This is a genomic window from Bradyrhizobium sp. LeoB3, from assembly GCF_055456055.1.
The window spans coordinates 1-964 of sequence record NZ_JBVBEF010000310.1 but is presented as its reverse complement, the minus strand read 5'-3'; the positions used below and the strand labels follow the sequence as shown (position 1 = coordinate 964).

The following is a 964-nucleotide window of genomic DNA, read 5'->3' as shown; positions in this document are numbered from 1 at the left end:
TCGGGCCGCGAGACGCGCTCGAACTTCATAATCTCTGGCGGCCCAAACTCGTGCACGCGCCAGGCCATCATTGTTGAACGAGTTCGCTCTTGATCAGCCCGCGGGACGATGCTGCTGGGGGTCATCTCATGTTGCTTGCGCTTAGCTTTCATAATTACCGCCGACCGCTGGCGGACCGTTGTTGCCGGCGACGTCCCAGTTGCCTTCCCGGCCAACTTCAGGGCCGCTCGTGTCATGCTCGCGTCGGCGGCGCGGCGCTCACGTAACGACCAGATGCTGGAGATCGTGCCCAACGGCGTCATGCACTTCCCTGGCACCGGCATCAACGACAACCTCACCGACAAGGCCAAGAAGCTGGGCATTCCGGTCTGGAAGTTCGGCGGCGCGTGAGCGCCGCCCTCACTCGCAATATCCGTAGACCGCAATGGCACCGGTCAAATGACAGTCCTACCGATCGAGCCACCCCCATCGACGAACAGCGTTTGTCCAGTGATGAAGCCAGCTTCCTCTGAGAGCAGGAACGCGATGGCAGCCGAGATCTCCTCCGGCTTCCCGAGACGCCGCATAGGAATCATCGACAGGAAACGACCCTCGGCCTCACTTCCCACCGGCGTGTTTTGACGAAATAGCTCCGTCTCCACTGGTCCAGGCGCTACCGCATTGACGGTAATACCTGCCTCCGCCAGCTCAATCGCCCAGGTTCGCGTCAGGCTGGCGACCGCTGCCTTTGCAGCTGCATAGCCGCTTCGCTGTGCGACCCCGACCGTCACCAGGCTGGTGATATTCACGATCCGCCCCCAACCCTTCGCCTTCAACGTCGGCAGAACCGCCTGCACGGTCTGGATGGTCGGATGCACGTTGACGCGAATCATATCTTCGACATCATCGAGTTCGATCTCGCCGACCCGATGCAGCCGGACTAGTCCGACATTGTTGACCACCCCGTCGAACGAATAGCGTTGCG

The 964-nt window shown here is 61.2% G+C and carries 2 protein-coding genes; one reads left to right on the top strand and one right to left on the bottom strand.

The annotated features are described in order from the left end of the window. Positions 1 to 234 precede the first annotated feature (234 nt). Entirely contained in the window at positions 235 to 390 is a 156-nt protein-coding gene (locus ACZXDY_RS46050) for a hypothetical protein (RefSeq protein ID WP_464350033.1), read from the top strand. Between the two features lie 44 nt (positions 391 to 434). On the opposite strand, the gene ACZXDY_RS46045 is transcribed toward ACZXDY_RS46050, so the two are convergent. After that, on the bottom strand, positions 435 to 964 hold a 530-nt coding region (locus tag ACZXDY_RS46045; protein WP_464350032.1), incomplete at its 5' end, for an SDR family oxidoreductase.

Coding starts and splice junctions, on each gene's coding strand:
- ACZXDY_RS46050 (WP_464350033.1), top strand. CDS start 235: ATGCTCGCGTCGGCGGCGCGGCGCTCACGTAACGACCAGATGCTGGAG.